Source organism: Bradyrhizobium sp. PRIMUS42 (assembly GCF_023006515.1).
Classification (GTDB): Bacteria; Pseudomonadota; Alphaproteobacteria; order Rhizobiales; family Xanthobacteraceae; genus Bradyrhizobium.
Map to the genome: position 1 here is coordinate 1 of NZ_JALBGZ010000682.1, position 3358 is coordinate 3358.

Below are 3358 nucleotides of genomic sequence, written 5' to 3' on the forward strand. Positions count from 1 at the left end.
GGCACGTTCGCGGCCGAGCGCCGAAGTCACGCCACCGCCGCGCGGCTGTCGGCCGCGCTCGACCAGGTCGATATCGGCATCGTCCTGCTCGATGCCGAGACTCGGGCCGAGTTCATCAACCGCGCGTTCCGCGATTACTTTGCGGTGCCGGACGAGATCGCCGACGGCAAGCCGCCCTTCATCGCGCTGATGTATCACAGCCGCGACACCGGCGCGTTCGAGCTGCCCGAGGACGAGCTCGGAATTTTCATCGCGCAGCGCATGGAGATGGTGCGGATCGGCGATGCCACGCCGATCAACATCGCCTTGCGCAACGGCGAGGTGCTGCGCTTCGTTTGCGCCGCCCTGCCCGACGGCGGCCGGATGCTGAGCTACACGCCGGTGACCGACCTCGTGCGCCACACCGACGCGGCGTCACGCGCCGACTATTACCGCTCGCTGCGCGATCCCGCGGGCCGCAAGCTGATCCGCTACCTGCGGGTCGCGGAGTGATGCAACGACGCGATTGATCGGCAATGCGATCATCACGTATGAAGGACATCTCTTCGTCGTGCCCCCGAGATCGCGGAAATTCCATGTCACTCACCATTCGCTCCGTCACCAGGCAGGATTACGACCAATGGCTGCCGCTGTGGGACGGCTACAACGCCTTCTACGGCCGCTCCGGCCCGACCGCGCTCGCTCCCGAGATCACGAAGGTGACGTGGCAGCGCTTCTTCGACGCCTATGAGCCGGTGCACGGGCTGGTCGCCGAGAGCGACGGCAAGCTGCTCGGCATGACGAACTATCTGTTTCATCGCAGCACCACCGCGATCGAGCCGTCCTGCTACTTGCAGGACCTGTTCACGTCCGAGAGCGCCCGCGGCAAGGGCGTCGGGTCGGCGCTGATCCATGGCGTCTACGAACGCGCAAAGCTCGCGGGATCGCCGCGCGTCTATTGGCAGACGCACGAGACCAATCTCACGGCGCAGAGCCTGTACGACAAGGTCGCGGAGCGATCCGGCTTCATCGTCTATCGCAAGCTGTTCTGATGCCCGCGCGCACCCTGTGGATAACTCCCGCTGTCACCCGCGCGTAACATAGCGCGGCTAGGCTGCACCTGCGTCTGATCAGGCCCCCCGTCACCGATCAAGCGCCCCAAAGCGGTCCCCGTCAGTCGCCGCGTCTGACAGGGGCCGCATTTTTTTGTCCGCCTTGTCAGCATGGCAGCAGCGCGGCGAGCGCCTTGCTGGCGCGGCGCACGGTGGTCACAATGAGTGGCTGCTCATCTCTGACAGGATCTCCCATGGAAATTCGCAATCTCGGCGCCTCCGGCCTTCGCGTGTCTGCGGTCGGGCTCGGCTGCAACAATTTCGGCCAGCGCACGGATCTGGAGACCTCGCGCAAGGTGATCCATCGCGCGCTCGATCTCGGCATCACGCTGTTTGACACCGCCGACATCTATTCGAACATGGGCGGCTCGGAAAACGTGCTGGGCACCGTCCTGGGCGATCGCCGCAAGGACATCGTGCTGGCGACGAAATATTCCAAGCCGATGGCGGAGGACGGCACCAAGCAGGGCGCATCGCGCCGCTACATCATGGACGCCGTCGAGGCCAGCCTGAAGCGGCTGAAGACCGACTACATCGATCTTTATCAGCAGCACGACTATGACCCGCTGACGCCGATCGAGGAGAGCCTGCGCGCGCTCGACGATCTCGTCCGCCAAGGCAAGGTTCGCTACATCGGCAATTCGAACTTTCCGGCCTGGCGCGTCGCTGAAGCCGAGCATGTCGCGCGCGCGATGAATGTCAGCCGGTTCGTCTCCTGCCAGGACGAATATTCACTCATCATGCGCGATATCGAGAAGGACCTGCTGCCGGCGGCAACTGAATACAGGCTCGGCCTGTTGCCGTTCTTCCCGCTCGCCAGCGGACTTCTGACCGGCAAGTACCGGAAGGGCGAGGCCGCGCCTGATGATACCCGCTTCGGCAAGGTGCCGCGGCTGCGCGACCGCTACGTCACGCCACGCAACGAGAACATCGTCGAGAAGCTCCAGGCTTTTGCCAAGACGCGGGGCCATTCGATACTCGAACTCGCCTTCTCCTGGCTCGCCGCGCGACCGCAGGTGTCGAGCGTGATCGCCGGCGCCACGCGCGTCGAGCAGATCGAGGAGAACGTCAAAGCGATTGCCTGGAAGCTCAGCGCGGAGGAGATGGCGGAGATCGACAAGATCACTCTGGGCTGACGTGCGAGGCGTGGCGCTACTTCGCGCCGCGTCCGACGGTCTGCATCACCTCAAAGCCTTCGAACTGGGGATGACCGAGATAGAGCGGCTTGTTGTCGCCGGCCCGGTGATGCGCGGCACGAAATGCTTCCGACTTGGTCCAGGCCTCGAACGCCGCGTGGTTCGCCCACACCGTGTGCGAGGCGTACAGCGTGTGGTCCTCGAGCTCGGGGCCCCGCAGCAGATGGAATTCGACAAAGCCCGGCACCTTGTCCAGATGCGTGTCGCGGCTGAGCCAGACCTGCTCGAAGGCGACCTCGGAGCCCTTGGCGACGCGGAAGCGGTTCATGGCGATGTACATGGGTGTGGTCTCCTGGAGGCGGGGCTCGTAAGGGATGCACCGCCCTCTCACTCCCTCGCCCCGTTCTTACGGGGAGAGGGTGGGGTGAGGGGCTGCTTCCGCGAGTTCGATATCGATTGTAAACGAAGCGCGCGTCGCACGCACTGCTGTTGTGCGAGTCGGATGGACTACCTCTTGGGCAACAATGTGCCCTGCCCCTCACCCGGATGGCTGCGCCATCCGACCTCTCCCCGCAAAGAGCGGGGAGAGATTAAGTCAGACCACCAATCCCTTCATCGGCCGTGCTGCGGCGCTGTCCGGAAACACCGTTTCCGCCAGCACGCGATCGGACAGGCCGAACTGGTCCTGCAGCACGCCCTTGATCACCGAACGCAGATCCGTGGTGGGCCTGAGGTCGCGGCCTTCATGGAGGTTGGCGAGCTTGAGGCCCGGCCAGTCGGAGATGACGCGGCCGCCCTTCACGGCGCCGCCGGCGAGCAGCGCGATCGTGCCGGTGCCGTGATCGGTGCCGTCGGTTCCGTTGATGCGCGCGGTGCGGCCGAATTCGGTGGCGACGACAACGACGGTGTCGCGCCAGCGATCGCCCAAGCCGCTTTCGAATTCGGCGAGTGCGCCGTCGAGCCCGCCGAGCAGGAAGGCAAGACGACCGACCGGGCCGCCTTCATTGGCATGCGTGTCCCAACCGTCGAAAGCGAGTGCGGCGATGCGCGGGCCATCGTCGGCCGCCATCAGCTTGGCCTCGCCGCGCGCAACCTGCCGCATCTGCGCCACCGCATTGCCGGGCTTGCGCT

General features: G+C 65.2%; 5 protein-coding genes. 3 read left to right on the plus strand and 2 right to left on the minus strand.

What is annotated here, in order from left to right; translation table 11 throughout:
- From MOV75_RS31790 to MOV75_RS31800, 3 genes are all read left to right on the plus strand, one after another.
- On the plus strand, window positions 1–492 hold a 492-nt coding region (locus MOV75_RS31790; protein ID WP_247007296.1), incomplete at its 5' end, for a PAS-domain containing protein.
- A gap of 83 nt (window positions 493–575) precedes the next feature.
- Window positions 576–1031: a GNAT family N-acetyltransferase gene (locus MOV75_RS31795; protein WP_246931521.1), complete on the plus strand. Its 456-nt coding sequence runs from the start codon at window positions 576–578 to the stop codon at window positions 1029–1031.
- A 254-nt stretch (window positions 1032–1285) separates the two neighbouring features.
- Window positions 1286–2227 (plus strand): aldo/keto reductase, encoded by a 942-nt coding sequence (locus MOV75_RS31800; protein ID WP_247007297.1) that lies wholly within the window; start codon window positions 1286–1288, stop codon window positions 2225–2227.
- A 16-nt stretch (window positions 2228–2243) separates the two neighbouring features.
- Here MOV75_RS31800 and MOV75_RS31805 read toward each other — a convergent pair whose 3' ends face one another.
- The gene (locus MOV75_RS31805) at window positions 2244–2567 is read right to left on the minus strand and encodes an antibiotic biosynthesis monooxygenase (protein ID WP_246931525.1); all 324 of its coding nucleotides are present in this window, start codon (window positions 2565–2567) and stop codon (window positions 2244–2246) included.
- Between the two features lie 255 nt (window positions 2568–2822).
- Window positions 2823–3358, minus strand: a 536-nt coding sequence (locus MOV75_RS31810) for a DUF1501 domain-containing protein (RefSeq protein WP_247007298.1), incomplete at its 5' end; no start/stop codon positions are given.

Coding starts and splice junctions, on each gene's coding strand:
- MOV75_RS31800 (WP_247007297.1), top strand. CDS start 1,286: ATGGAAATTCGCAATCTCGGCGCCTCCGGCCTTCGCGTGTCTGCGGTC.
- MOV75_RS31805 (WP_246931525.1), bottom strand. CDS start 2,567: ATGTACATCGCCATGAACCGCTTCCGCGTCGCCAAGGGCTCCGAGGTC.
- MOV75_RS31795 (WP_246931521.1), top strand. CDS start 576: ATGTCACTCACCATTCGCTCCGTCACCAGGCAGGATTACGACCAATGG.